Source organism: Brachybacterium sp. GCM10030268 (assembly GCF_042666305.1).
Lineage (GTDB): Bacteria > Actinomycetota > Actinomycetes > Actinomycetales > Dermabacteraceae > Brachybacterium.
Map to the genome: position 1 here is coordinate 450,484 of NZ_JBHTCW010000002.1, position 26,013 is coordinate 476,496.

The following is a 26,013-nucleotide window of genomic DNA, read 5'->3' on the forward strand; positions in this document are numbered from 1 at the left end:
GGGAGGGGTAAAGAAAGGTGGTGGCACGGGCGGCCATGGCAGAGCGACGGCCCGCCGCCACGGGCCGGGCCGGAACTCCGACACTTCGACAACCGCGTCAGGGCTCAGCCTATTCCCGGCCAGCGCCGCCATGCCGAGGGAATATCGGTATGACCCCGGACACATCCGGCGGGACCCGGTGGGGATCCGCCCCGGTGGTGGTCCCCCTCGCGACGCCTCGACCGTCCGGTCTTGATCCCCACGCCACGCATCGGGGGCCGGTAGCCTGGCCCGGCTCATCGTCCCCGCACGGGAGGCAGCTGTCCCATGTCCTCAGCAGATCAGCCCACCGGCTCGTCGAGCGAGACGCAGGCTACGCACCTGAACCCGAAGGTGATCGTGATCAGCGTGGCCGCCGCAGTCGGCGGATTCCTCTTCGGTTTCGACACCTCGGTGATCAATGGTGCCGTCGATGCGCTCTCCGCCGACTTCGAGCTCGGCGCGGGCCTCACCGGCTTCGCCGTCTCCTCCGCTCTGATCGGGTGCGCCGTGGGCGCATGGTTCGCCGGCAGTCTCGCCAACCGCTACGGGCGCATCACCGTCATGGTGGTCGCCGCGAGCCTCTTCTTCGTCTCCGCGCTCGGCTCGGGCTTCGCCGTCGGGGTCGTCGACCTCATCATCTGGCGCATGATCGGCGGGCTGGGGGTCGGCGCCGCGAGCGTCATCGCCCCGGCGTACATCGCCGAGGTCGCACCGGCCCGATTCCGCGGCCGCCTCGGGTCGCTGCAGCAGCTGGCGATCGTGCTCGGCATCTTCGTCGCGCTGCTGTCCAACGCGCTGCTGGCCGGGGTCGCCGGCGGCGCGGCCGAGACCCTGTGGTTCGGGGTCAGCGCCTGGCGATGGATGTTCGTGATCGAAGCGATCCCGGCCGCCGTCTACGGCGTCATGGCCCTGTTCCTGCCCGAGTCCCCCCGCTTCCTGGTGGGCAAGGGCGAGCGCGACAAGGCCTCCAAGGTGCTCTACGACTTCACCGGTGAACTCGATGTGAACCTGAAGATCCAGCAGATCCAGCACTCGCTGGAGCGCGAGAAGAAGGAGAGCTTCCGCGATCTGCTCGGGGGCAGCTTCGGTCTCAAGCCGATCGTGTGGATCGGCATCCTGCTCTCCCTGTTCCAGCAGCTGGTGGGCATCAACGTCATCTTCTACTACTCCACCACGCTGTGGCGCTCGGTCGGTTTCGAGGAGTCCCAGGCGCTGCTGACCAGCACCATCACGTCCGTCATCAACATCCTCGCCACGATCCTCGCGATCATCCTGGTGGACAGGGTCGGCCGACGGATCATGCTGCTCGTGGGATCCGCCGGGATGACCGTCTCGCTCGGGGTGATGGCGCTGGCCTTCTCCTTCGCCCACGCCACCGACGGCGCCGAGAGCGTCACGCTGGAGCAGCCCTGGTCGATCATCGCCCTGATCGGCGCCAACTCGTTCGTGATCTTCTTCGGCACGACGTGGGGCCCGCTGGTGTGGGTGCTGCTGGGAGAGATCTTCCCCAACCGGATCCGTGCCTCCGCGCTGGCCGTGGCGGCCGCCGCGCAGTGGGCCGCGAACTGGGCGGTCTCGACCACCTTCCCGATGCTCTCCAACATCGGACTGACCTTCGCCTACGGCCTGTACGCGGCGTTCGCCCTGGTCAGTTTCCTCTTCGTGTTCCTGCGGGTGCCGGAGACCAAGGATCGCGAGCTCGAGGACATGGACGACCTGAAGCTCGGCCGGGAGCGCAGCGGCTCCAGCAGCACCTGACCCGCCGCATGCAGAGAGCCGCCCCTGATCCATGATCAGGGGCGGCTCTTCGTCTGAGTCGGTCCGTCTGCGCCGGTCCGTCTTCGTCGGCCCGCTCCGTGCGCCGGGGACTGCCTCACCGGTCGTCGACAGGACGGCGCTGGCGCAGAGGACGGCGGCTCTCAGGCCTCCAGCAGGCTCCGGGCCGCGCTGGCGATGTGCTCGGCGTCGATCCCGGCCCACCCGAGCAGCTCCGCCGTGGTGCCGGAGCCGGGCACACCGTCGACGGCGAGGTGCTCGAAGTGGAGATCATTGATCGGCGCAGTCGCCAGGGCCGCCAGCACGGCGGCGCCGAGGCCGCCCTCGTGGTGATGGTCCTCGACCACCACCACGCGACCACCGGTGGCCTCCACCGCCGCCCGGATCCCTTCCACGTCGATCGGCTTGATCGAGTACGCGTCGATGACACGGGCACGGGTGCCCTGCTCACCGAGGGTCTCCGCCGCCGAGAGCGCCTCGTGCACGGTCACGCCGGCGCCGATGATCGTGACGTCGTCGCTGTCGGAGCTGCGCACCGTCTTGGACCCGCCCACGGGGAAGGTCTCCCCCGCCTCGTACAGGACGGGGTAGCCGCCGCGAGTGGTGCGGAGGTAGCTGACGCCCGAGGTGGCCGCCATCTGCTCGACCAGCGCGACCGTCGACGTGGCGTCGGAGGGGTACAGCACGGTCGATCCCTGCGTCGCGGTGAACAGGGCGAGATCCTCCAGCGCCATCTGGGAGGGACCGTCGGCTCCGATCTCGACGCCGGCATGCGAGCCGACCAGCCGCAGGTCCGCCTGGGAGACCGGGGCCATGCGGATGAAGTCCGCCGCGCGGGTGAGGAACGCCGCGAACGACGAGGCGAAGGCGACGTATCCGCGCGTGGACAGGCCGGTGGCGGCGGCGACCATCTGCTGTTCGGCGATGAACATCTCGAAGAAGCGGTCCGGGTACTCGTCGACGAAGGTGGCGGCACCGGTGGAGTTGGAGACCTCGCCGTCCAGCGCCACCACGCGCTGGTCCGCCGCCGCGACGGCGGCCAGGCCCGCACCGTAGGCCTTGCGGGTGGCGATCTCCTCGCCCTTGTCGAACGTGGGCAGCTCGACCTGGCCGGTGCTGAGGTCGGGGCGCTGGACCTCGGGCGGCTTCGGGCCGCGCACCTGCAGGTTCCGCTCGCCGCCGAGCTCCTCGATCGCCTCGCGGGACTTGTCCTCCGGCAACGGCTTGCCGTGCCAGTCCAGGGCGTCCTCCATCGGCGTGTAGCCCTTGCCCTTGACGGTCTTGGCGAGGATCACCAGGGGACGCTCGGGGTCTTCGTCGATCAGGGCGAGGGCCTCGTCGATCTGCTCGAGGTCGTGCCCGTCGATCTGGACGGCGCGGGCGCCGAAGGCCTCCACCCGTGCGGCGTAGGTCTCCAGGTCCCAGCCCAGGGCGGTCTCACCGCGCTGGCCCAGCCGGTTGACGTCGACGATGGTGACCATGTTCGTCAGCTCGTAGTGGGACGCCGTGGCCAGCGCCTCCCACATCGAGCCCTCGGCCATCTCGCTGTCGCCGCACAGCACCCACACGCGGTAGGGGGCCTTCTCGAGGTACTTGCCGGCCAGTGCGATGCCGACCGCGTCGGGCAGGCCCTGTCCGAGGGAGCCGGTGGCGACGTCGACCCAGGGCAGTGCGGGGGTGGGGTGGCCTTCGAGCCGATGATCGAAGCGGCGGTAGCCGTTCATCAGTTCATCGTCGGAGACGACTCCGACGGCCTTGTACACCGAGTACAGCAGCGGGGAGGCGTGCCCCTTGGAGAAGACCAGGTGGTCGTTTCCGGGGGCATCGGGCTGATCCCAGTCGTAGCGGAGGTGCCTCGAGGTCAGCGTCGCCAGGATGTCTGCGGCGGACATGCTCGAGGAGGGGTGCCCGGAGCCGGCGCTGGTGGAGGCGCGGACGGAATCGACGCGCAGCTGCGCGGCGAGCTCGCGGACCTGGTCGAGGTCGGAGTTCTCCTGGATGGACGTGGTCATGTCTTCTCCTTCCCGGACCCCGGGGCGGAGAGTATCGGGACGCCGCCGACGGGTCCGTGGCTCGTCGTCCTGTGTGCTGATAACCCTAGGAGCCGGATCCCGGTGCGGCAATGCCGCGGTGCGACCAGGCGGTCAGAGCCGTCACGCCGTCGGCGGTTCCAGGCCGCCGAGGTCGTGGACTCGCAGCGTGACGGCGTACTCGGCGCCGGCCGCCTCTCCCCCGGCCCGCAGGATCTCGGGGATGAAGTCGCCGGGGGCCGGATGGCCGGTGACGTGCTCGAGGTAGGCCTCGTGGGCGCCGAGAGAGGCGACGGCGGCCCGGACGTGATCGCCGTCGACGGTCTTGGCGTGCGTGGGCTCGGGATGGCCGACCACCAGGAGGGCGCGCGCCTGCCAGGGGGCGAGTGCCTCGTGCTCATGCAGTTCGCGGAAGACCCAGGGATTGGCGGCATCCCGGGTGCCGTCGGCGGCGCTGAGCCCGGCGGCGCGGTGATCGGCCTGGTTCAGGCTGCCGTAGGCCTCGAGGTCGAAGTTGGCGGTCAGCACGAGGTCCGGGCGTACCTGCCGCACCGTCCGGGCGACGTCGCGGCGCAGGGCGAGGCTCGGCTCGAGCATGCCGTCGGGGTGCTCGAGGATGCGCAGGTCGCCGACGCCGACGATGTCGCAGGCGCGACGCTGCTCCGTCGCCCGCAGCGGGGCGATGATCTCGGGGGCATCGGCCATCCCGGCCTCGCCGCGGGTCAGCAGCAGATAGGTCACCTCGACGCCGGCTGCCGTCCACGCGGCGACCGCGGACGAGGCTCCGTACTCCATGTCATCGGGATGGGCCACGATGCACAGCACCCGGCGCAGATCATGCTCGGGCAGCGGCGGCAGCGGGGACGGTTCCGTGGTCAGGGTGCCGCCGGGCGAGGGGTCGGTGGGCATCTGTGCTCCTCAGGACTGTGCAGGGCTGCGCATGACTGCGCGGGGCCTGCTCTCACCGTAGCCACCAGGGAGCACCGACGGTAGCGTGATGAGCATGCGTATCCTGCTCATCGGTGGAACCGGAAACATCAGCTCCTACGTCACCCGGGTCGCGCTGGAGCGCGGCCATGAGGTCACGGTCCTCAATCGTGGGCGCTCCCCCGTGCCCGAGGGTGTGGAGACGCTCGTCGGGGATGCCGGGGATCCCTCCTCGCTCGAGGCGGCTGTCGGCTCCCGGACCTTCGATGTGGTCGCGAACTTCCGTGCGTTCAGTCCGCAGCAGGCGGCCGACGACATCCGCATCTTCGCGGGCCGCACCGAGCAGTATCTCTACATCTCCAGCGCCTCCGCGTATCAGAAGCCGATCGCGCAGCTGCCGATCGTCGAATCCACCCCGCTGCGCAACCCGTTCTGGAAGTACGCCCGCGACAAGATCGCCAGCGAGGACCTGCTGGTCGCGGCCTACCGGGAGACGGGATTCCCGATGACGATCGTGCGGCCCAGCCACACCTACGGCCCCTCCCTGATCCCCCTGGAGGGCAAGTGGGCCACCCTCCGGCGCATCCTGGACGGCCGGCCGATCGTGATCCACGGCGATGGCACCAGCTGGTGGACGCTGACGCACTCCCATGACTTCGCCAGGGCCTTCGTGGGCCTGTTCGGCAATCCCCACGCCATCGGCCAGGCTGTGCACATCACCAGCGATGAGTCGCTGACCTGGGACCAGATCGCGCGGCAGCTCGGCCGCGCCCTGGGACGAGAGGTCGACATCGTCCACGTGACGTCGGAGGCGATCGCGCGGGAGATCCCGTCGATCGGGCCGGGCCTGGTCGGCGACAAGGCCCATTCGGTCCTGTTCGACAACTCCCGCATCAAGCAGCTGGTCCCCGGCTGGGAAGCGACCACACCCTTCTCCGAGGGTTCGCGCGAGATCGTCGAGTGGTACCTCACCGACGATCTGCGCCAGGAGACCGACCCGGAACTGGATGCCGCGCTGGACCGGCTGATCGAGCGCTACGGGGCCTGAACCGGCGCGCGCCGCGTCCTCACGCGGCGAAAGCGCGCATCAGGTCCCGGACGGCGGTGCGACCTGCCCGGTTCGCACCGATGGTCGAGGCGCTCGGTCCGTACCCGAGCAGATGGACACGGGCATCGCCCGCCACGGCGGTGCCCTCGAGGGAGATCCCGCCGTGCTCGTTGTGCAGCCCAAGTGGGCTGAGATGTCGCAGCTCGTGCCGGAACCCCGTGGCCCACAGGATCACGTCCACAGGGGTCTCGCTCCCGTCGGCCTCGAGAACCTCGTCCTCGGTGATGCGGGTGAACATGGGACGACGTTCGAGGATGCCGCGACGCTGGGCCTCGCGCAGAGCCGGAGTCCACACCAATCCGGTCGCGGAGACGACGCTCCGCACCGGCAGTCCGCGGGCCACGCGCTCGCTGACTGCTGCCACGGCCTCCCGACCGAACTCCTCGGTGAAGGGCCGGTCCTCGAAGCGTGGCTCCCGGCGGGTGTACCAGAAGGTGGTCGCGACCTCGGCGATCTCCTGCAGGTGACCGAGGGCGCTGATACCGCCGCCGACGATTGCGACGCGTTGCCCCGCGAAGTCCTCGGCGCGCACATAGTCCACGGTGTGCAGCTGACGGCCCCGGAAGTCTCCGGCCCCCGGGTAGGCGGGCCGGAACGGCCGGGTCCAGGTCCCGGTGGCGTTGAGGACCGCGCGGGTGCGGATCGGTGCCCGAGGCGTGCCGTCGGCGCCGACGGAGTGGACCAGCAGCGGGGCACGGCCCGCCCCGGAGCCCGAGTCGCGGCGGGGACCGACGTCGGCATCAGTGGCGGCGTCGGCGGACGGGTCCTCCTCGACCAGCGTCACGCGGACGGGGCGTTCGACGGGGACCTCGAAGCGCTGCTCGAAGTCCGCGAAGTAGTCGGGTACCGCACGGCGCGCGGACACGTCGGCAGCGGCGTCCACCCGGGGCATGCCGGGCAGTTCGCGGATGCCGTTGACGGTGGCCATGGTCAGGCTCTCCCAGCGGTGGCGCCAGGCCCCGCCCGGGCCCGTCTCGGCATCCAGTACCACGAAGGTCCCCACGCCCGGAACCGGGTTCTCCCCGAGCGCGTCCGCGGTCTGCCGGTCGGCGCCGGCTGCGGGACGCACCCCACGACGCAGCAGGTGATAGGCGACGGACAGGCCGGCCTGCCCGGCCCCGATCACCACGACGTCGGCGGTGCGCACGGAGGTCTCCACACCCCCTCGAACCTCCCGGCCGCTTGCGCTGTTCCGGGAGGCGAGCTGTGTCACCTCTGAGGGGCGGGTACGGCGTTCTGGGACGAGGGCACCGGCGGCTGCGAGAGCTCTGAGGGCCCCGGGGCCTCTGCCGGCGTGGAGGAGGTGACCGGCCGACCATCCGGATCGTCGATGCTCGCGCTCCGGGAGGCGGAGACGGTTCCAGGGACGGCTGCCCGGGCCGCCGCCAGGCCGCGCTCGAGATCGGCGGCGAGATCCTCGAGGTCCTCGAGACCGACGCTGAGGCGCACGGTGCCCGGGCCGACGCCGCAGGCGAGGCGCTGGACCTCGGTGAGATGGGAGTGGGTGGTGGTGGCGGGGTGGCACACCAGGGAGCGCGCATCACCGATGTTCACGGCGAGGGTCCACAGCGTCAGCGCATCGCAGAAGGCCGCGGCGGCCGCCTCTCCCCCGTCGAGCTCGAGCGAGAACACGCCGGAGGTCCCGCGAGGGAAGTCGCGGTCGGCGACGGCGGCGTCGGGCCGGCCCGGGATGCTCGGGTGGTTGACCCGCGTGAGCCCGGCGGAGCCGTGCAGCCGAGCCGCCAGGGCTGCGGCGTCGGCGCTGATCTTGCGCATCCGCAGGTCGAGGGTCTCGATGCCGACGAGGATCTGCTGGGCGCTGGCCGCGGGAAGGGTGGCGCCGAAGTCGGTGACGTATTTGGCGCGCGCGTAGGCGAGGAAGCCGGAGCAGCCGCCGTCGTACTCGTCGGCGAAGGTGACGCCGAACCGGCGATTGGGGGTGGTCAGCCGCTGCCACCGCTCGGGACATCGGCGCGGGTCGAAGCTGCCGGTGTCGACGATCAGCCCGGCGATGGTGGTGCCGTGGCCGCAGAGGTACTTCGTGGCGGAGTGGACGACGATGTCCGCCCCGTGCTCGCCCGGGCGGTAGAGCGCCGGACTGGCCAGGGTGGAGTCGACGACCACGGGCACGTCGCGGGCGTGGGCGATGGCGCTGATGGCATCGAGGTCGACCAGCTGGGCGCCCGGGTTGGCGATGGACTCGACCAGGACCGCGCGGGTCTGCGGCGTGATGGCCTGTTCCCACGCGTTCAGGTCCCAGGGGTCGACCGTGGTGGTGGTGACCCCGAGGTCGGCCAGGGTGTCGTCGAGGAACTCGGTGGTGCCGCCGTACAGCAGCTCGGAGGCGACCACGTGGCTGCCGGGCTCGAGCAGGGCGCACAGGGCGATCGTGGTGGCCGCCTGTCCGCTGGCCACGGCGATCGCTCCGATCCCGCCCTCGAGCGCGGTGATCCGCTCCTCGAGCACGGCTGTGGTGGGGTTCCCCGATCGTGAGTAGGCGAAGCCCTCGCAGCGCCGGGCGAACAGGTCCTTCAGGGAGCTGTGGTCGCGGTGGGCGTAGGCGCTGGTGGAGTAGACAGGAGGCACGACGGCGCCATGGGTGTCGTCGCCTCGCCACCCGGCGTGTATCGCTGCGGTGCTCACAAGGGCCTCCCTGGTGCGTCGTTCATCGGCGACCTCGGTTCGATCGCGGTCCTGTCAGGATCGAGGACGCTTCGTCCTGGCGACGAGGACTGTGACGAACTGTTTCGGACGGCCGACGGACAGGAGGCCGCTGCGGGGTCTGGGCTCAGGCCGGGGTGCCGTCCGCCGCCCAGACGCCGGAGGTGCCGCGGCGATGGGAGCCGACGAGGTGGGTGTCGACGATCCCGAGCGCCTCCATCAGCGCGAACATCGTCGTCGGGCCGACGAAGCGGAACCCACGACGCTTCAGCTCCTTGGCGGCGGCGATCGACTCGGCGCTGGTGGTGGGAACATCGGCGGGCGTCGTGGGCATCGGGGTGCGCTCGGGACGGTAGGACCACACGAGGTCGGCGAGGCTCGCCCCGGGGCCGAGGTCGCCACGGGCGCCGATCCCCTCGGCGCTGCGCAGGTCGATGGTTGCGCGCGCGTTGGAGATCGTGGCCTGGATCTTGCCGCGGTGGCGGATGATGCCGGTGTCGGTGAGCAGCCGCTCCACATCCTGCGCCGTGAAAGCTGCGACCGCCTCGACCTCGAACCCGGCGAAGGCCCGGCGGAAGCCCTCGCGCCGACGCAGGATCGTCGCCCAGCTCAGGCCCGACTGGAAGCCCTCGAGGGCGAGTCTCTCGAAGACTCCGCGTTCGTCGCGGACGGGCATGCCCCATTCGGTGTCGTAGTACTCCCGCAGGTCGTCGTGCACGGAGGCCCACGTGGGCCGGGCGAGCCCGTCCGGTCCCACCACCACTGCGGGGACGGGCGCCGGCGCCTCGGCCCCCGGACCCGCCGGGGAGCTCGGGCCGGGTTCAGTCATCGATCGCGCCGATCGGCTCGCGCTTCTCGGCCTGGAACTGGTCCTCGATGCGGCCCAGCGCCCAGTAGGCGGAGATCGAGACCTGCTCACGCGGAATGCCGGCCTCCTTGACCAGGATCCGGCGCAGCTGCTTGGTCAGGCCCCGCTCGGCATGGCAGAAGACCCCGAAGCGCTCGGGGACGGAGAGATCGAGCGCGGAGACCTCCTCCAGCAGCTGCTCGCGGGCCCCGATCACCCAGCGCAGCTCGATCCCTGCCGGGTGGGGCAGGTCGAGCTGGTCCTCGTCGTGATCGAGGTGGATCAGTGCCACGCCGGTGGCGGAGGGGTCCATGGCCTCGAGGGACGCCGCGATGGCGGGCAGGGAGGCGTGGTCGCCGATCAGCAGGTGGGACTCCGTGGAGGCGGCCGGCGTGTAGTCGCCGCCGGCGCCCATCAGGGCGATGCGGTCACCGGGAAGCGCGCCGTCGGCCCAGCGTGCGGCCACGCCGCTGTCCTCCCCGTCGCCGTGGAGGACCACGTCGATATCCAGGCTCCGGGCCTCGTCGTCCCAGTGGCGCACGGTGTAGGTACGCCGGGCGGGCAGCAGATCCGGGTGCTGCTCTCGCAGCGCGTCGAGGTCGTAGGGAGGCTGCAGCCCGGCGGCCGGATCGGCGATCAGCAGCTTGACGTAGGCGTCGGTGTGATCGTTGCGGTTCAGCTGCGAGTACTCCTGACCGCCCAGCGTGACCCGCAGCAGTCGGGGCGAGATGCGGGTCTTGCCCGTCACCTCCAGCACGGCCTGCTTCCGCGGTCGCGTGGGTCCGCGCTGTGCGGTGGCGGTGGACGCGGATCCGGCTGAGGTGCTCTCCATGCGTCCCACATTACGCGACGACCCTGTTTCGTAAATAGTTGCCCGGGGCGGCCCGCGCCCCGCTGCGGCCCCGACCGCCGTGTCGGTTCCGATCAGTTCCGTGCGGACGAACAGATCGGGACCCCGCGCGACAGTGCGTTCCGGACCTGTCCGACCGGAGCGGTTCCGCGTAGGCTCACCGTTGTGAGCGCATCCCCTTCGCCCGAGGTCGACGCCGTCGTCGTCGGCTCCGGCCCCAACGGCCTGGCCGCTGCCGTCACCCTGGCCCGGGCCGGGCTCACGGTCGAGGTGCTCGAGGCGCAGGAGACCGTCGGAGGCGGAGCCCGGACCCTCGATCTGGAGCTCGCCCCCGGGCTGGTGCACGACATCTGCTCGGCGGTCCAGCCCATGGCGCTGGCGAGCCCCTTCTTCCGCGCGTTCGACATCGCCTCCCGCGGCGTGACCATGGTCGCCCCGGAGGCCTCCTACGCGCAGCCGCTGGATGACGAACCGGCGGCGATCGCCTGGCATGACGTCGAGCGCACGGCCGACGGGCTCGGCGCCGACGGGACGGCCTGGCGCGCGACCCTGGGAACGCTGTCGAGGAACTGGGAGCTGGTGGTCCAGCTCGCCCTCGGCGACAAGCGCTCGGTGCCACCAGCGGCCCTGACCCCGCGCACCCTTGCGGTGGCACCGCTGTTCGGTGCGCTGCTCGGGGCCCAGGGGACGCCGGCCTGGGATCTCCCCTTCCGCACGGATCGGGCGCGCGCACTGCTCGGCGGCGTCGCCGCGCACGCCATCGGCCGCATGCCCTCCCTGGGCCTCAGTGCGACGGCGTCCTTGCTGGGCACGCTCGCCCACGGCACCGGCTGGCCGATCCCCGTCGGCGGCTCCCAGACGATCATCGACGCGCTGGCCGCGGACCTGCGCGAGCACGGCGGGCAGATCCGCACCGGCCACCGCGTGCGAACCTGGCGCGACGTCCCACCCGCCCGCGCGGTCCTGCTCGACACGCCTGCCGGGGCGGCGGCGGACATCCTCGCCAACCGTCTGCCCCGCTCCCTCGAGCGCTCCCTGCGCCGCTTTCCGCACGGCAACGCCGCCGCGAAGGTCGACTTCGTCCTCTCCGGCCCGGTGCCCTGGCGCGATCCCGACGTGGCCCGCGCCGGGACCCAGCATCTCGGCGGCACCCGGGAGCAGATGGCTGCCGCCGAGGCCGACGTCGCCGCGGGCCGGGTTCCCGCGCGCCCCGTGACCCTGGTCAGCGATCCTTCGATCGCCGATCCTGGCCGGATCCACGACGGTCTCCGCCCCGTGTGGGCATACGCGCACGTGCCGGCCGGAGACACCACGGACCCGACAGAGCTGGTCATCCGCCAGATCGAGCGCTTCGCGCCGGGGTTCCGCGACGTGGTCGTCGCCTCCCGTGGGGTCTGTGCCGCGGACATGGCCGAGCACAATCCTGCTCTGGTCGGCGGGGACATCTCCATGGGCCGGGTGACGATGGCCGACATGATCGCCCGCCCCACCGCACGGTGGGATCCGTACCGGCTGGCAGAGACCGGCTGGTACCTCTGCTCGGCGGCCACCCCGCCCGGCCCGGGGGTCCACGGCATGAGCGGCTGGCACGCCGCGCAGCGCGTGCTGCAGCGCGAGTTCGGGATCGACGAGCTGCCGGATCTGGGCCCCGCCGGTTCGGCCCCGCCGACTGCCTGAGCGGCTGAGTACCAGGCGCCTGCGCACCTGAGCGTGCCGGCCCGCTGATCCAGCGCGCCCACTCCGTGCGGTGAGTTCTGCCGACGGCCCGGGGTGGAGTCCTGATTGATCTTTCTTCTACCGTGGAGGCCACCCGGAGCCTCCGGGTGCCGCTCTGTCCCCCGAAAGGACGCTCACATGGCCTCTTCCTCCGCATCCCGCTTCCCTGCCCTCCGTGACCCCGCACTCCTGATCGCTCGGCTCGTCGTCGGCGTCGTCTTCATGGCGCACGGATGGCAGAAGATCGGCCAGAACGGACTCGGGGCGACCACCCAGGGATTCGAGGGCATGGGCATTCCCGCTCCCGGGATCGCCGCGCCGGTCGTCGCCTTCGCCGAACTGATCGGCGGCGCGCTGCTGATCCTGGGCCTGTTCACCGGGCTCGCCGGCGTGGTCCTCGCCGTCGACATGGCCGTGGCCGCCTTCATGGTCCACGTTCCCGCCGGGCTGTTCGTGGCCGAGGGTGGCTGGGAGCTCGTCGGCGTCCTCGGCGTCTCCGCACTCGTGCTCGCCGCCGTCGGCCCCGGAACGATCGCCCTGGACCGCTTCGTCGGCGGCGGCTCGACGGGACGGCGCAGCTCGGCGCGCTCCGCCTCGGCGTCCTGAACCATCCGGGGCGGCCCGGCTGCTGCCGGTGACAGACAGCCGCCGGTGGCCGGGTCGCCCGCGCGATGAGCTCTCCCGGCGTGCCCGGGAATGCCCGTTTCATGAGCCCCATCACGCCGACAGCTTCGTCACATCCGCGCCGGTGACATTGCCGCGCGCGCCGTATCTGGCGCAGGATCGCTCACCGTGAATTCTTCCGACACCCCCGATCCGACCGCGCCGCTGCCCGATCAGCCGGGCGGCGACGGTGGCGCGACCGCCGTCGCCACCGGCGAGAAGGATCTGCACAATCCTTCGGGCAAGACCTTCCTCGGACAGCCGCGCCCGCTGGCGAACCTCTTCAGCGTCGAGCTGTGGGAGCGCTTCAGCTTCTACGGCATGCAGGGCATCCTCGCGCTGTACATGTACTTCGAGGTCACCCGCGGCGGGCTCGGGATCGACGAGACGGTGGCGGCGAGCATCGTCGGCGCCTACGGCGGCTCCGTCTACATCTTCTGCATCATCGGCGCGCTGGTCTCCGACCGCCTGCTGGGCCCGGAGAAGACGCTGTTCATCAGCGCCGTGATGATCATGCTCGGCCACATCGCACTCGCGCTGGTGCCGGGCGTCCCGGGTCTGATCGCCGGTCTGCTGCTGGTGGGCGTCGGCTCCGGCGGGCTCAAGGCGACCGCAGCGACCCTGGTCGGTTCGCTGTACGACGTGAGGGACACGCGCCGTGACGCGGGCTTCTCGATCTACTACATGGGTGTGAACATCGGCGGCCTGTTCGGCCCGCTGATCACCGGTTTCGCCCAGCAGCAGTGGGGCTTCCACCTCGGCTTCGGCCTCGCCGCGGCCGGCATGGCCATCGGACTGACCCAGTACGTCCTCACCCGTGGTGGCCTGCCGGCCACCGCCCAGGTCGTCCCGGATCCCCTGCCGCGCTCGAAGTTCGCGGTGTGGGCGGCGGTCGCCGTCGGCGTCGTGGCCCTGGTGATCGCCCTGGTCCTCGCCGGCGCGATCCACCCCGGCAATCTGGCGAACATCATGACGGGCCTGTCCGTCGCCGGCGCCGTGGTCATCTTCGCGATGCTGCTGATCTCGAAGAAGGTCACCGCCGACGAGCGGTCCCGGGTGGTGGCGTTCATCCCGCTGTTCATCGGGACCGCCGCGTTCTTCGCGCTGTTCCAGCAGCAGTTCACCGTGATCACGCTGTACTCGGACAGCCGGCTGGACCGGGAGCTGTTCGGCGTCCTGGGCATCCCCACCTGGGAGATGCCCATCCCATGGGTGCAGTCGTTCAACCCGTTCTTCATCATCGTCCTGGCCCCGCTCTTCGCAGCGCTGTGGACCAAGCTCGGCCGCCGCCAGCCGGGCACCCCGGTGAAGTTCGCGATCGGCATCATGCTGATGGGCTCCGCCTTCGTGCTGTTCCTGCCCATGGCCTCCGTGGTCGCCGTGCCGGTGCTGTGGGTCGCGATGATCATGCTGGTCGCCACGCTCGGTGAGCTCTCCCTGTCCCCGGTGGGTCTGTCCCTGGCCACGAAGCTGGCGCCCTCGGCGTTCCCGGTGATGATGATGGCGCTGTACAACCTCTCGGTGGCGCTGGGCACCTCGCTCTCCGGGGCGCTGGCGCAGTTCTACTCGCCCGAGAACGAGGTCGCCTACTTCGGCGTGCTCGGCGCGGTGACCATCGGCATCGGCCTGATCATGCTCGCCATCGCCAAGCCGGTGACCAAGGGCATGCGCGGGGTGCTCTGACCAGCCTGCCTGCGGGCGATACTGCACGCTCCCAGGGAGAGGCCGCCCGCTCGACGAGGACATTCGTACCGCCGGCCCGGGGACAACGCGCACTGCCGGGACCGGTGCCGCCGCTCATAGTGTCGCGGACATGGATCGCACGAGTCACCTGACCAACGCCCACCCCGCTCCGCGCGGCCCAGCCGTCTCCGCCGGTTCATGGGACTGCTCGCGGCCGCCGCCATGGCCGCCGCCGTCTGGACCATCGCGGTGCCCGTTCTCGGCGTCGAACTCGATGTCGCCGAGGTCCCCGGCGGACCCGTCGGTGCTCGCACGGTGGGGCTCGCTGCCGTCGTGGGTTCCTCCCTGCTCAGCGGAGCGCTCGGTTGGATCGTCCTCGCAGTCCTGGAGAGGTGGACGGCTCGCGGCCCACGGCTGTGGCGAGGCATCGCAGTCACCATCGCCGTCCTCTCCTTGGCCTCACCGCTCACCATGACCGGCGACGTCGGCGCCGCGATCACGCTGAGCCTGCTCCACCTCGTGGTGGCCGCCGTGGTCGTGGGAGCATTCACCGGCGTCACCGGGCGTCCCGAGCCCGCGGTGCGACCGGCCGAGTCCCGATGACGGCCCGATCCCACGGCGCAGGCCGGCCCGCAGCCGCGGTCGCCATGGGCCCGGGTCCCGGGAGCCGCGGCTGCGCGTACGATTCTGCCGGGGCCCGCGATTCTGCCGGGGCCCGCCCCTTCGACCGTGATGAGACGAGACTGCCGACGACGCCGACGACGGAGCGCTGCGCGCGATGACTGCGCGGGATACGAGGACGATGGACACGGATGGCCGTGCCGATGCCGCGTCGGGTCCCGCGGCCGGCCGCTGCCCCGACCTGCCCGGCCCGAGGGGCGGCCGGTGGAGACGATTCGGCCCGTGGCTGGTGCTGGCGTGGCCTCCCCTGCTGCTGGGGGCGTTCCTGGTCGTGGCCGTGCAGGAGCGACGCTGGCTCGACCTGGCCCTCATGCTCGCGCTGTGCGCGTCCTTCGCGGCCGCCATGATCGTCGTCCTCCGCCCCTCACGAGCCCGACGGCGCCGGCTGACGCCCGTCCTGCTCCTCGCCCTCGAGGGCGTCCTGGCCGGTGCGATTCTCCTGACCGGCACCTCAGCCGACGGTCCGGGCCTCGCCTTCGCGACGCTGCCGCTGGTCGCGATCACCGCCAGTGTGGTGCTCCCGCCCGACACCGGTCCGGCAGCGATCGCCCTGATCACGGTCGTGACGGTTGCCGTGGCCATGCTGGCCCGCGTCGACGCGGGCGTGGTCGCTGGCCTGGCCGTCACCACTCTGCTCAGCGGAATGGGTTCCTACGTCGTCCACCGCCTCGCTGCGACGGTCACCGAGCTTGACCGGACCCGGCGCGAGCTGGCCGAGGCAGCGGTGGCGGCCGAGCGGCTGCGGTTCTCGCGTGACCTGCATGATCTGCTGGGCCACACCCTGTCGGTGATCGTGGTGAAAGCCGAAGCGGTGCGTCGGCTGGCCGAGGCCGATCCGGCATCGGCGACCGCCCACGGCGCAGACATCGAGTCCTTGGGGCGCACCGCGCTCGCGGAGGTCCGGGACGCCGTAGCGGGCTACCGTGACGGCGGACTCGAGGACGAGCTGACCCGTGCCGGGGCGGCGCTGCGTGCCGCCGGGATCCGCGTCAGGATCGACCCGCCTCCGCCCGGGCTCGACCAGGACTCTCAGGCCGTCCTGGTCTGGGTGATCCGCGAGGGCGTGACGAACGTGGTCCGCCACGCGCGGGCGCAGCATTGCCACATCGTCGCGGCAGTCGACGCGAATGCGACACAGCTCGTCGTCGCCGACGACGGGCCCGGGACCTCCCGACCGTTCCGTGCCGGAGCGGGTCTGCGAGGCCTCCGAGAGCGTATCGATGAGCATGGTGGAACGCTCACGGCCGGGCCGACGAACGACGGTTTCCGTCTCGAGGCCACCCTCCCGGTATCCGCGGCCTGGGCCGCGTCGCCTCATGAAAGGAAGTCGTCGTCGCCGTGACCAGAGTACTGCTGGCCGAGGACCAGGCGATGCTGCGATCCGCGCTGGCCTCGCTGTTGAAGCTCGAAGACGACCTCGAGGTCGTCGCCGAGGTGGCACGAGGTGACGAGATACTGCCGGCTGTCCGGCGGCACCGGGTCGATGTCGCACTCCTGGACATCGACCTCCCGGGTGGCAGCGGACTCGAGGCACTCCCCCGCCTCGCCGATGAAGCACCCTGGTGTGCCGCCATCATCGTCACGACCTTCGCGCGCGCGGCGTACTTGCGTCAGGCGATGGCCGACGGCGCGCGGGGATTCCTGGTCAAGGACGATCCTGCTGACCAGTTGGCCGCAGCGATCCGTCGAGTGCTCGCCGGGGAGCGGGTCGTCCAGCCGCGACTGGCGACCGCCGCCCTGAGCGCCCCGCCCAATCCGCTCACGGCTCGGGAGGCGGAGGTGCTGGTGCGGTCCCGCGGGGGCGCGACCGTCGCCGACATCGCCACGTCGGTGCACCTTTCCGAACAGACAGTGCGCAACTATCTCTCCTCGGCGATCGGCAAGACCGGTGCCCGCAATCGCGCCGAGGCCGAGGCCCTGGCGCGTGAGCACGGCTGGGTCGATCCGGCGCTCTAGACTCGTCGGACCGAGAACAGAAGGAAGCACCCATGGCTCTGACCTCCGACCGACCGCGTGCGTCGCTGACGCGTCGTGCCCTGCTGGCCGTCTCCGGCGTCGGCGCGCTCGCCCTGGCGGGGTGCACCGAGGATCCCGACGGGTCCACGGCCAAGGCCACCGCGAAGCTCTCCGAGTACGCCGACGCGTACGGCGACCATCCGATCCGTCAGGTCGGCTTCGACGTCCCCGAGGGCGGGGCCGCGCCGGAGACGTACACGGAACAGGGACAGTCGGCCCGCCACGACGTGCTGCAGGCCGCCAAGGAGGAGCAGGAGTGGACGGCGCAGGAGCCGCTGCTGGTGCTCGACCCCTACGGAACCACGCGCACGGGTCTGTACGTGTACTTCACCGTCGCCGCCGCCGGGCGGCTCTCGTACTCCGTCGAGGTCCTCGGCACCGAGGACTACTCGCGCACCGCCGCGAACCATGCGGCCGACGGGTCCGGCTTCGAGGGGCTGGTGATCGGTTTGGTCCCCGGCGCGCACAACGACCTCACCCTGACGTGGGAGCCCGAGAGGGGCGAGACGGTCACCTCCCGGGTGCACGTCAAAGCCCCCGCCGCTCTGTCGGACTACAGCACGCAGCTCTCCACCGAGATCCACGATGAGCAGGCTCTGACCCCTGGTCTGTTCGCCCTGGCCGGCGTGACCCGCCGGGAACCGGAGAACAGCTTCAACACGATCCTGTTCGACGAACGCGGCGTGCTGCGCGCAGAGTTCCGTTCGGGCGACCACAGTCAGCACAACTTCGTGAGCGAGGACGGACGCCTGGTGACCACCACCGGTGGGCGACAGGTCTCCGTCATCGACCCGCTGGGACACGCGAGAATCATCATCGATATCGACGGTCATCTCGCCCATCACGACCTCGATGTGGTGGGGGACGTCGCCTACCTGCTGACCTCGGCCGAGAACACCGATCGGGTCGAGGACCGGGTGATGCGCATCGACCTCACCTCCGGCGAGTCCGCCGAGTGCGTGGACCTGCAGAAAGTGTTCCCGGAGTACGAGAAGCTCGCGCACACCCAGGAGGGAGAGGCCGGAGGCACCACGGCGAAGGGCAAGGACTGGACGCACATCAACTCCATCCACGTCGCCGGCGGGGTCATGTACCTCTCCAGCCGCGAGACCTCCACCATCATCGCCCTGGACGATGCGCTCGAGGCCGATTCCGACCCCTCGGTGCGCTGGCTCATCGGAGCTCAAGGCCTGTACGCGGGCACCGAGCACGAGGACCAGTTCCTCAGCCCGGACGGCTCCCCCACCGAGATCGCCGGTCAGCACTCGGTGCGGCGGATCGACGACGACTCCCTGCCCGAGGGGCAGTACTACCTCGAGATGTACAACAACAACTGGTGGAACCTCGGCACCCGCGACGAGGAGGACTGGCTGGACCTGCAGCCGGAGGGATCCAGCACGGACGACATGGAGGGCACCAGTCACATCCTGCGGTACCTCGTCGACGAAAGCGCGGGCACCTTCGGCGAGGACCTGCGGGTCGACGTCGCCTACTCCTCCGTGGTCTCCAACGTCCAACGACTAGGCGGCGGCACCGTGGATGATCCGCTCGTGGTCAACTCCGGCCGGTACAACGAGTTCTCCGAGCGCGCGGCCGACGGCACCCCGCTGGCGCAGTACCGCTACGACTCCCAGAGCATGGCGTACCGGGTGTACAAGGACGGCTTCGAGGACTTCTGGTTCGCCGGGGCGTGAACGGGCGTCCATCCCCGCTAGCGGCTCTCGCTCTCCCCCGGGCCGTGCTCCTTGATCAGCTCGATCAGAGCCACCATCACCGCCGATGACCCGCTGTAGCGGTTGCCATCGCGTTCGAGCACGCCCATGGCGGCGAGGTCGGAGAGGTCGTGGGCGACGGCGAAGAGGCGCCTCAGCTCATCACGGTCCCACTCTCCGGTGGACGGATCCTGCGGGACCTCCGGCGCATCGGGTTCCTCCGAGAGGGCGTCGTGCAAGGTCAGGCCGCCCGGACCGCACGCCACCAGCAGGGCCGCGATCGTATCCGGCATGCCCATGAATCCACCGTCCGCCCCGTCGCGAGCGTCCTTGCCGAACAGTGTCGCGGTGAGCACGGCGTGACCGAACTCGACGAACCCGTCGGGATCCTCGGACGCCGGGACGAAGCGGACCGGCCCCGTCTCGCGCCGCACCCAGCCGGCGCCGATCTCCAGCCATCCCCCGTCCAGCAGTGCGATCCACGGCCCGGCGAGCTCTGGGTGGTCCCACATGCTCCGCACGCCCCGCTCGATCCCCATCTGTTCCAGCAGGGCTGCAGAATCGGCGCGGCCGAGGGCGTCGGTACCGGTGACCCGGCGGCCGTCGCCGACGAACTCCAGGACAGCCACCGCCCGCTGGACGAAGGAGTTGGCGGCGAACGCCTCGCGCTCCTGGCCGGGGTCGGTACCGGCCAGCGGATTGCCGATGTCCTCGTCCGGGGCCGGCAGGAACCAGGGCCAGGCCGAGGTCGATACGCCGGCGGCGGGGCTCTCGCGCGGCGCGGTGTCCGGATCGAACGGCGTCGAGGGATTCGCCAGCCGGCCGGTCTCGCTGAGCTCGAGGCGCTCCTCGTCGGGCAGCGAGTTGTACCAGTTCATGTAGATGGCCAGCTCGGCGTCGTCCTCGAGGTCGACGCCCTGGGCGAGGCCGTAGCCGAGGATGTTCGTGGAGAACGAGCGCCGGGACGGATCGTCGGCCGCCTCCAGCGTTGCGAACTCGAGGCTGCCCAGCAAAGTGGGGGCCTCCTGGGGACGCATGGAATCGGGATCCCACCTGCCGGTCGCCCGCAGGTAGGCGAAGAACTGCTTCAGGGTGGGAACCAGATCCATCACCTGCTCGCGAGGCTGGATGACTGTGCGCGGGACGACCTCGGTCAGCAGCGCCGTGGTCTGCTCCTCCCGCCACACGCCGGGCTCCGGGCTGCCCTGCTGCTCGGCCTTCAGCCGCAGCAGGGTCTCGAGGGTCTGCACCTCGGTGGCGACATCGGCACGCTCGTCATCGCTGCTGCGCCATGTTCCGTACTCGGCCAGCACCTGCTCTCTTTCCCGTTGCCACTGCTGCCGTGAGGCCGAGTCGTGCTCGTCCTGCGGGTGCCCGTGGCGCTTCTTGTCCGACATCCCTCCAGCATGACGCCCTGACGGCCATCCGGCCACCATGGCCGGGACATCGGGATTCATCCAGCGTTCATCGAGTGACCTCACAGAGGTCGCGTCCGGTCCTTAGGTTGGGAGCGCTTCCAGTCCTCGATCCCCCTGGGAACCTCCTCATGTCTGCATCCTCCTCCTCTCCCGCCCCTCTCCTCCCCGCCGGTGGCCCGGCCACGTCATCGGGCTCATCCCTGACCAGGCTGCTCTCCCTGGTCGCAGCTTTCGCGCTGCTGACGCCCTCGCTGCTCGCCCTGCAGGCGCTGCAGGCCCCGTCGGCATCCGCCGAGGTCACCGACGAGCAGCTCGCCGAGGGCGGCGTCCTGCCGGAGACCCGCAACTACCGGGTCGCCCCCGGGCTCGAGCTGACCAACTTCTCCCGCCTGGAGTCGGGCGGGTGGAACGAGGGCAGCGTGCTGACGGCGGACCTGCGCGAATCCAGCCTCTCGATGGACGTCGCCGACGGAGGGTCGGTCTCCGGTCGCGCCCCGCTGCAGGACGTGATGACCTCTGGTCCGCAGGGCGACCAGGCGGTCGCCGCCGTCAACGGCACCTTCTTCGACATCAACCACTCCGACGCCCCGATCTACACCTCCGTCTCCCGTGACGGGGTCCGGATGGGCTCGCCCACGCCCCGCCCGGCCTTCACCGTCGCCGACGGCCAGGCCGCCGTGCAGGCACTCTCGGCCACCGGCACCCTGACCCTGGACGACGGCAGCAGCCAGGAGCTCGCCGGAGTCAACAACCCCTCGATCTCCGAGGACGGCATCGGCCTGTACACCGCCGCCTGGGGCGACTACACGCTGGATCGGCCCGTCGGCGCCCCCGATGCCCCGGCCGGGAAGGTGGCACGCGCGAGCGTCGTCGACGGTGTGGTCACCGAGGTCAGCGGAATCCAGGAGACCGCCGGGGATCCCGACATCGCCGATGGCGAGCAGGTGCTGCTGGGCCGTGAGGCGGGGGCCGACGCGGTCGCCGCTCTCGAGGTGGGTCAGAGCGTCGAGATCGAGGTCGGCCCCAGCGAGGACGTCGATCTCGGCATCGCCGGTTCCCATCAGATCCTCGAGGACGGCACAGTGCCGGACATGGGCTCGGGCTCGCTGGTGACCGGGGAGCACCCGCGCACCGCCGTGGGCGTCAGCAAGGACGGCTCCGAGCTGTTCGTCATGGTCATCGACGGCCGCTCGTCCTCCTCGCGCGGCATGACGCTGCCCGAGGCGGGCAAGATCCTTCAGGACATGGGCGCCTACAACGCGCTGAACCTCGACGGCGGCGGCTCCTCGGCCCTGGCCGCACGCACGGCCGGCAGCGAGAGCTCCGCCATCTGGAACAGTCCCTCGGACGGCGAGGTGCGACAGGTCCCCAACGCGCTCGTGTTCTACTCCGACGCCCCCGCCGAAGAGCTCAGCGACGTGCAGGCGACCCCGGCGATCGACGAGGCCGACGCCGTCTTCCCCGGCATGCGGCGCACCTACGAGGCCACCGGCCTGGGCGCCAACCTCGAACCGCTGATGGCCGACGGCTCCTTCACCGCCGACGGTCCCGCCCGGGTCGAGACCTCCGACGCCGAGGGCGCCGTCGTGCGCGGCACCGAGCAGGGTGAGGCGACGGTGACCTACGCCGCGGAGGGTCACGAGGCCCGTCAGCAGCTGCGCGTGCTCGGCGATCCCGTCGTCCTGCAGGCCGATCGGCGCGCCGTGAACCTCGCCGACGCCGAGGATTCCGCGCAGCTGACGCTGTCCGGCCTGGACAGCGACGGCCAGCGTGCCCGCATCGAGACCGGGGACGCCGAGATCGACGTCGAGGGAGACTTCGAGGTCGCCGCCGACGGTGTGGGCAGCTGGTCGGTCCGCGCGACCGGCGACTCCGGCTCCGGCGCCGTGACGTTCACAGCAGGCGGCCTGTCCACCACGGTCGCCCTGACCCAGGGCACCGAGACCCAGCCGGTCTTCGACCTCACCGATCCGGCGGCGTTCAGCACCGCCACCGCCCGCGCCAGCGGTGAGATCGCCGCCGCCGACGGTCCGGTCGGCGAGGACGGCGCTGCCACTTCCGCGATCGGCATGACCTACGACTTCACCGCCTCGACCGCCACTCGTGGCTTCTACCTGGTGGCGAACGAGCCGAAGCAGGTCGAGGGCACGGCGCTCGCCTTCACCCTCGATGTGCGAGGGGATTCCAGCGGGGTGTGGCCCCGGCTCCAGGTGCGCGATGCGGAGGGCACCGTCACCAACCTCGACGCGGAGAACATCACCTTCGACGGCTGGCAGCAGGTGCGGTTCACCGTGCCCGAGGGCCTCGCCCAGCCACTGACCGTCGAGCGCCTGCGGATGATGGAGACGCGCCCCGAAGCGCAGTATCAGGGGGACATCGCGGTGGCGAACCTGCAGACGGTGACCACTCCCGTCGCGGACACTCCCGAGGAGCCGCGCGTCCACGATGCCGCCCTGCTCAGCCACGGGAGCGTGGCCGATCGCCCCCAGCAGATCGCCGTGATGAGCGATGCCCAGTTCATCGCCGCGAACCCGGACAGCGGTGCCGTCGAGGGCGCCCGGCGCACTCTGCAGGAGATCAAGGCTGCCCAGCCGGACCTGCTGGTGATCAACGGTGACCTCGTCGACGAAGGCTCGCCGGAGGATTTCGCCCTGGCCCAGCAGATCCTCGATGAGGAGTGGGGCGAGGACATCCACTACGTCTACGTGCCCGGCAACCACGAGATCATGGGCGGGGACATCGCGAACTTCGAGGACGCCTTCGGGCCGATCACCACCGAGCGGAACCTGGGGCGCACCAAGGTCGTCACGCTCAACACCGCCTCCGGCACCCTCGCCGGCGGCGGGATCGACCAGATCGCCCAGCTCGAGGAGACTCTGAGCGAGGTCGCCGCCTCGGACACGCTCACGGGCGTGACGGTCTTCTTCCACCATCCGCCGACGGATCCGCTGCCGAGCAAGGCCAGCCAGCTCGCCGACCAGCGCGAGGCGCGGGCGGTGGAGGACGCGCTGGCGGAGTTCCGCCGTTCCTCCGGGAAGTCGGCGGCGCTGATCAACTCCCATGTGGGCGTCTTCCACGGCTCGGCGGTCGAGGGCGTGACCACCCTGATCAACGGCAACTCCGGGAAGTCGCCTGCCGGCACCCCGGAGACCGGCGGTTTCACCGGGTGGACGATGCTGGGGATCAGTCCCGGCGCCGGTGTGGTGGGACAGGACCCCACCACGGCCGACCGGGTGAACTGGCTCGCCGCCGAGACCCATCCGTGGGTCGATGAGATCTCCCTGGAGGCGAGCTCGGGGCTGCCCGTCGGTGGCGTCGGCTCCGCCGCGGCGTCGTTCACGCAGGACGGCCGCACCGTGCCGGTGGCCTGGCCGGTCACCGCGCAGTGGGGCGGTGAGGGCGTGCAGGTCGACGGTGGCTCACCGACCTCTCCGGCCGACGGGGCAGAGATTGCGACCGTGGCCTCCGGTGACGCGCCGGAGCAGGCCGACGCCGGCGCCGTGGTCCGGGTGAACCCGGTGACCGGCGAGATCACCGGGCTGCGCCCAGGTACCGCGACGGTGCAGGTCACGGTGAACGGCCGGAGCGCCGAGAGCACCGTGACCGTGGTCGGTGGCGAGCCCGGACCGGGCCCGGACAAGCCCGGCAATGGTCATGGCAGCGGCAACGGTCACGGCAATGGCAACGGCAATGGTCATGGCAACGGCAACGGGAAGGGGAACGGCAAGGGCTCCGGCCGGAGCCCCGCGCCCGCGGACCCGCAGGATGAGGAGTAACCCGCGGCCCTTCCCCTGATGCGGACGCGGCCGCCCGGAGAGATCCGGGCGGCCGCGTCCTTGTCCGCTTCCACTGCCGGCGCACATCGGCGCAGGCTCTGGAGAGTCCCCTCAGGGACAGCTCACATCAGACCAGTTCGATCGTGGCGTCCTTGTCGTTGAGCACGATGACAGGAGTGATGGTCGGATGCCCGGCGTTGCGGATCGCTCCCAGGTCGACCCGCAGCAGGGGCGTCCCCGCGCTGACGCGCTGGTCGACCTCGACGAGCGGGGTGAAGCCCTCGCCCTTCATCTGCACGGTGTCCAGGCCCACGTGGATCAGCAGCTCGGTGCCGTCGTCCAGCAGCAGCGCGACGGCGTGCCCGGTCTCGAACACATGCTTGACGGTGCCGGCGGCGGGGGCGACGACCTCGCCGTCGATCGGCTCGATGGCGATGCCGGGACCCATGATCCCTTGCGCGAACGTCGGGTCCGGCACGTCGGCCAGTGCAACCTCGGCGCCCTGGAGCGGGCGGCGCAGACGCACCAGGTGACCGGCCCGCGTCATGGTGGCGAGGCCGCCGGCCGGCGCATCGGCCGCGGCGGAGCCCTCGTCCCCGCCGCGCTCCGGCTCGGCGACCGCGGCGGGATCAGCGACGGGGGCGGCCTGCCCGCTCATGATCCGGTCCATCGCGTCCTTGACGAACTGGACGTTCAGTCCGTAGATGACCTGGACCGAGCCACCACCGGGCTTCATCGTGCCCGCGGCCCCGGCGCGCTTGAGCGCCGCGTCGTCGATCACCGAGGGATCGGCGACCTGCATCCGCAGACGGGTCGCGCAGTGCTCGAGGTCGAGGATGTTGTCCTTGCCGCCCAGGGCACCGAGGAACGAGGTCGCCGTGGCGAGATACTTCTCGTCGCCGGTGGCGGCGTCTCCGCCGGCCGGGGCGCCGACGAGGTCCTCGTCCTCACGGCCGGGCGTCTTCAGATCGAAACGCTTGATGATCGCGTAGAACACCACGAAGTAGACGACGAACCAGAACACGCCCATCACGGGGATCAGCCACGGGTTCTGAGCCATGGGATTGACCCAGCCGAGCACCAGGTCGATGAAGCCGCCGGAGAAGCCGAAGCCCATGCGTACCGGGAGCATGGCGCTGACCGCCATGGAGATGCCGGTGAACAGGGCGTGGACGACGTACAGACCCGGGGCGAGGAACATGAAGGAGAACTCGAGAGGTTCGGTGACACCCACGAAGAAGGACGCGATCGCGCTGGAGAGCAGCACGCCGGCGGCGATCTTGCGGCGCGAGGACTTCGCGGTCACATACATCGCCAGCGCCGCGCCGGGCAGCCCCAGCATCATCACCGGGAAGAATCCGGTCATGTACTGGCCGGTGACCCCGTAGGTGCCGGAGCCGTCCAGGAAGTTGTTGAGGTCGTTGATCCCGGCCACGTCGTACCAGAACACGGAGTTCAGCGCGTGGTGCAGGCCCAGCGGGATCAGAAGACGGTTCAGGAATCCGTAGATGCCCACACCCAGCGGGCCGAGGGTCAGAATGAACTCACCGAAGTCGACCAGGCCGCCATAGACGAGAGGCCACAGGAAGAACAGCGCCAGTGCCAGAACCAGCGAGATCCCGGCGGTGATGATCGCGACGGAGCGGCGGCCGGAGAAGAAGGCCAGTGCGTCGGGCAGCTTCGTGTCCTTGAACTTGTCATAGGTGTAGGCGCCGATGAGCCCACACAGAATGCCGACGAAGACATTCTCGACCTGGCCGTAGGCCGGATCGACGGCGCCTTCCTCGATGCTCCGGAACAGCGCCACGCTCTCCGGACTCAGCAGCGTGGTCACCGTCAGCCACGAGACCAGACCGGCCAATGCGGAGGTGCCGTCGGGCTTCGTGGCCATGCCGATGGAGACACCGATGGCGAACAGCAGCGCGAGATTCCCCAGTAGCGCACCGCCGGCGGTGGTGAGGAAGACACCGGCAAGATTGTTCTCGTCGCCGGTGGCGGTGAGGATCCAGTAGCCGAGGCCATTGAGGATGGCGGCGACGGGGAGAACGGCCACTGGCAGCATCAGGGATCTGCCGAGTCGCTGGAAGAACTTCATCGAAACCTCTCAGGGTTGTGAGCGCACCGAAAG

Annotated in this window: 17 protein-coding genes and 1 pseudogene; 10 read left to right on the forward strand and 8 right to left on the reverse strand. The window is 70.7% G+C overall.

Features of this window, described 5'->3' with window-relative positions; genetic code table 11:
* The first annotated feature begins 306 nt into the window (after positions 1–306).
* On the forward strand, positions 307–1,779 hold the full coding sequence (locus ACFQRD_RS05035) for a sugar porter family MFS transporter (protein WP_377016746.1): 1,473 nt from the start codon (positions 307–309) through the stop codon (positions 1,777–1,779).
* A gap of 161 nt (positions 1,780–1,940) precedes the next feature.
* On the opposite strand, the gene ACFQRD_RS05040 is transcribed toward ACFQRD_RS05035, so the two are convergent.
* Both ACFQRD_RS05040 and ACFQRD_RS05045 read right to left on the reverse strand, forming a co-directional pair.
* The gene (locus tag ACFQRD_RS05040) at positions 1,941–3,809 is read right to left on the reverse strand and encodes a transketolase (RefSeq protein ID WP_377016744.1); all 1,869 of its coding nucleotides are present in this window, start codon (positions 3,807–3,809) and stop codon (positions 1,941–1,943) included.
* A gap of 141 nt (positions 3,810–3,950) precedes the next feature.
* Positions 3,951–4,736 carry a PIG-L deacetylase family protein gene (locus tag ACFQRD_RS05045; RefSeq protein WP_377016742.1) on the reverse strand — a complete coding sequence of 262 codons (786 nt, stop codon included), beginning with the start codon at positions 4,734–4,736 and terminating at the stop codon, positions 3,951–3,953.
* A gap of 88 nt (positions 4,737–4,824) precedes the next feature.
* Between ACFQRD_RS05045 and ACFQRD_RS05050 the strand changes: the two genes are divergently transcribed.
* The gene (locus ACFQRD_RS05050; RefSeq protein ID WP_377016740.1) at positions 4,825–5,802 is read left to right on the forward strand and encodes an SDR family oxidoreductase; all 978 of its coding nucleotides are present in this window, start codon (positions 4,825–4,827) and stop codon (positions 5,800–5,802) included.
* Positions 5,803–5,821: 19 nt separating this feature from the next.
* Here ACFQRD_RS05050 and ACFQRD_RS05055 read toward each other — a convergent pair whose 3' ends face one another.
* From ACFQRD_RS05055 to ACFQRD_RS05070, 4 genes are all read right to left on the reverse strand, one after another.
* A complete protein-coding gene (locus ACFQRD_RS05055; RefSeq protein WP_377016738.1) occupies positions 5,822–7,009 on the reverse strand; it encodes an FAD-dependent oxidoreductase in 1,188 nt (395 codons plus the stop codon).
* 62 nt (positions 7,010–7,071) lie between these two features.
* Complete coding sequence (locus ACFQRD_RS05060; RefSeq protein WP_377016736.1) at positions 7,072–8,505, reverse strand: O-acetylhomoserine aminocarboxypropyltransferase/cysteine synthase family protein; 1,434 nt, start codon at positions 8,503–8,505, stop codon at positions 7,072–7,074.
* A 145-nt stretch (positions 8,506–8,650) separates the two neighbouring features.
* Positions 8,651–9,352 carry a DNA-3-methyladenine glycosylase I gene (locus tag ACFQRD_RS05065; RefSeq protein ID WP_377016734.1) on the reverse strand — a complete coding sequence of 234 codons (702 nt, stop codon included), beginning with the start codon at positions 9,350–9,352 and terminating at the stop codon, positions 8,651–8,653.
* A complete protein-coding gene (locus ACFQRD_RS05070; RefSeq protein WP_377016732.1) occupies positions 9,345–10,202 on the reverse strand; it encodes a siderophore-interacting protein in 858 nt (285 codons plus the stop codon). The genes ACFQRD_RS05065 and ACFQRD_RS05070 overlap by 8 nt, the downstream gene beginning before the upstream one ends.
* Before the next feature lie 183 nt (positions 10,203–10,385).
* Here ACFQRD_RS05070 and ACFQRD_RS05075 point away from each other — a divergent pair, with 183 nt between their 5' ends.
* From ACFQRD_RS05075 to ACFQRD_RS05105, 7 genes and pseudogenes are all read left to right on the forward strand, one after another.
* A complete protein-coding gene (locus ACFQRD_RS05075) occupies positions 10,386–11,897 on the forward strand; it encodes a phytoene desaturase family protein (protein WP_377016730.1) in 1,512 nt (503 codons plus the stop codon).
* A gap of 177 nt (positions 11,898–12,074) precedes the next feature.
* Positions 12,075–12,542 (forward strand): DoxX family protein, encoded by a 468-nt coding sequence (locus ACFQRD_RS05080; protein ID WP_377016728.1) that lies wholly within the window; start codon positions 12,075–12,077, stop codon positions 12,540–12,542.
* A gap of 186 nt (positions 12,543–12,728) precedes the next feature.
* A complete protein-coding gene (locus ACFQRD_RS05085; protein ID WP_377016726.1) occupies positions 12,729–14,282 on the forward strand; it encodes a peptide MFS transporter in 1,554 nt (517 codons plus the stop codon).
* Between the two features lie 183 nt (positions 14,283–14,465).
* Positions 14,466–14,885, forward strand: a pseudogene (locus tag ACFQRD_RS05090) (DUF6069 family protein); the annotation flags it as partial.
* 199 nt (positions 14,886–15,084) lie between these two features.
* Positions 15,085–16,305 carry a sensor histidine kinase gene (locus ACFQRD_RS05095; RefSeq protein ID WP_377803548.1) on the forward strand — a complete coding sequence of 407 codons (1,221 nt, stop codon included), beginning with the start codon at positions 15,085–15,087 and terminating at the stop codon, positions 16,303–16,305.
* Positions 16,302–16,919, forward strand: a complete 618-nt coding sequence (locus ACFQRD_RS05100) for a response regulator (protein WP_377016722.1) — start codon at positions 16,302–16,304, stop codon at positions 16,917–16,919. Before ACFQRD_RS05095 ends, ACFQRD_RS05100 begins: the two co-directional genes overlap by 4 nt.
* A 32-nt stretch (positions 16,920–16,951) precedes the next feature.
* Positions 16,952–18,673 carry an aryl-sulfate sulfotransferase gene (locus ACFQRD_RS05105; RefSeq protein WP_377016720.1) on the forward strand — a complete coding sequence of 574 codons (1,722 nt, stop codon included), beginning with the start codon at positions 16,952–16,954 and terminating at the stop codon, positions 18,671–18,673.
* A gap of 17 nt (positions 18,674–18,690) precedes the next feature.
* Here the strand turns inward: ACFQRD_RS05105 and ACFQRD_RS05110 are convergent, their stop codons facing one another.
* On the reverse strand, positions 18,691–20,088 hold the full coding sequence (locus ACFQRD_RS05110; RefSeq protein ID WP_377016718.1) for a hypothetical protein: 1,398 nt from the start codon (positions 20,086–20,088) through the stop codon (positions 18,691–18,693).
* A gap of 149 nt (positions 20,089–20,237) precedes the next feature.
* Here ACFQRD_RS05110 and ACFQRD_RS05115 point away from each other — a divergent pair, with 149 nt between their 5' ends.
* Complete coding sequence (locus tag ACFQRD_RS05115) at positions 20,238–23,885, forward strand: phosphodiester glycosidase family protein (protein WP_377016716.1); 3,648 nt, start codon at positions 20,238–20,240, stop codon at positions 23,883–23,885.
* Positions 23,886–24,012: 127 nt separating this feature from the next.
* Here the strand turns inward: ACFQRD_RS05115 and nagE are convergent, their stop codons facing one another.
* A complete protein-coding gene (gene nagE / locus ACFQRD_RS05120) occupies positions 24,013–25,980 on the reverse strand; it encodes an N-acetylglucosamine-specific PTS transporter subunit IIBC (RefSeq protein ID WP_377016714.1) in 1,968 nt (655 codons plus the stop codon).
* Positions 25,981–26,013 lie beyond the last annotated feature (33 nt).

What these genes read in the sequence shown, in the direction of transcription:
- ACFQRD_RS05040 (WP_377016744.1), bottom strand. Translation starts at nt 3,809, where the DNA reads ATGACCACGTCCATCCAGGAGAACTCCGACCTCGACCAGGTCCGCGAG.
- ACFQRD_RS05065 (WP_377016734.1), bottom strand. Translation starts at nt 9,352, where the DNA reads ATGACTGAACCCGGCCCGAGCTCCCCGGCGGGTCCGGGGGCCGAGGCG.
- ACFQRD_RS05105 (WP_377016720.1), top strand. Translation starts at nt 16,952, where the DNA reads ATGGCTCTGACCTCCGACCGACCGCGTGCGTCGCTGACGCGTCGTGCC.
- ACFQRD_RS05115 (WP_377016716.1), top strand. Translation starts at nt 20,238, where the DNA reads ATGTCTGCATCCTCCTCCTCTCCCGCCCCTCTCCTCCCCGCCGGTGGC.
- nagE (WP_377016714.1), bottom strand. Translation starts at nt 25,980, where the DNA reads ATGAAGTTCTTCCAGCGACTCGGCAGATCCCTGATGCTGCCAGTGGCC.
- ACFQRD_RS05110 (WP_377016718.1), bottom strand. Translation starts at nt 20,088, where the DNA reads ATGTCGGACAAGAAGCGCCACGGGCACCCGCAGGACGAGCACGACTCG.
- ACFQRD_RS05035 (WP_377016746.1), top strand. Translation starts at nt 307, where the DNA reads ATGTCCTCAGCAGATCAGCCCACCGGCTCGTCGAGCGAGACGCAGGCT.
- ACFQRD_RS05045 (WP_377016742.1), bottom strand. Translation starts at nt 4,736, where the DNA reads ATGCCCACCGACCCCTCGCCCGGCGGCACCCTGACCACGGAACCGTCC.
- ACFQRD_RS05080 (WP_377016728.1), top strand. Translation starts at nt 12,075, where the DNA reads ATGGCCTCTTCCTCCGCATCCCGCTTCCCTGCCCTCCGTGACCCCGCA.
- ACFQRD_RS05095 (WP_377803548.1), top strand. Translation starts at nt 15,085, where the DNA reads ATGGACACGGATGGCCGTGCCGATGCCGCGTCGGGTCCCGCGGCCGGC.
- ACFQRD_RS05050 (WP_377016740.1), top strand. Translation starts at nt 4,825, where the DNA reads ATGAGCATGCGTATCCTGCTCATCGGTGGAACCGGAAACATCAGCTCC.
- ACFQRD_RS05070 (WP_377016732.1), bottom strand. Translation starts at nt 10,202, where the DNA reads ATGGAGAGCACCTCAGCCGGATCCGCGTCCACCGCCACCGCACAGCGC.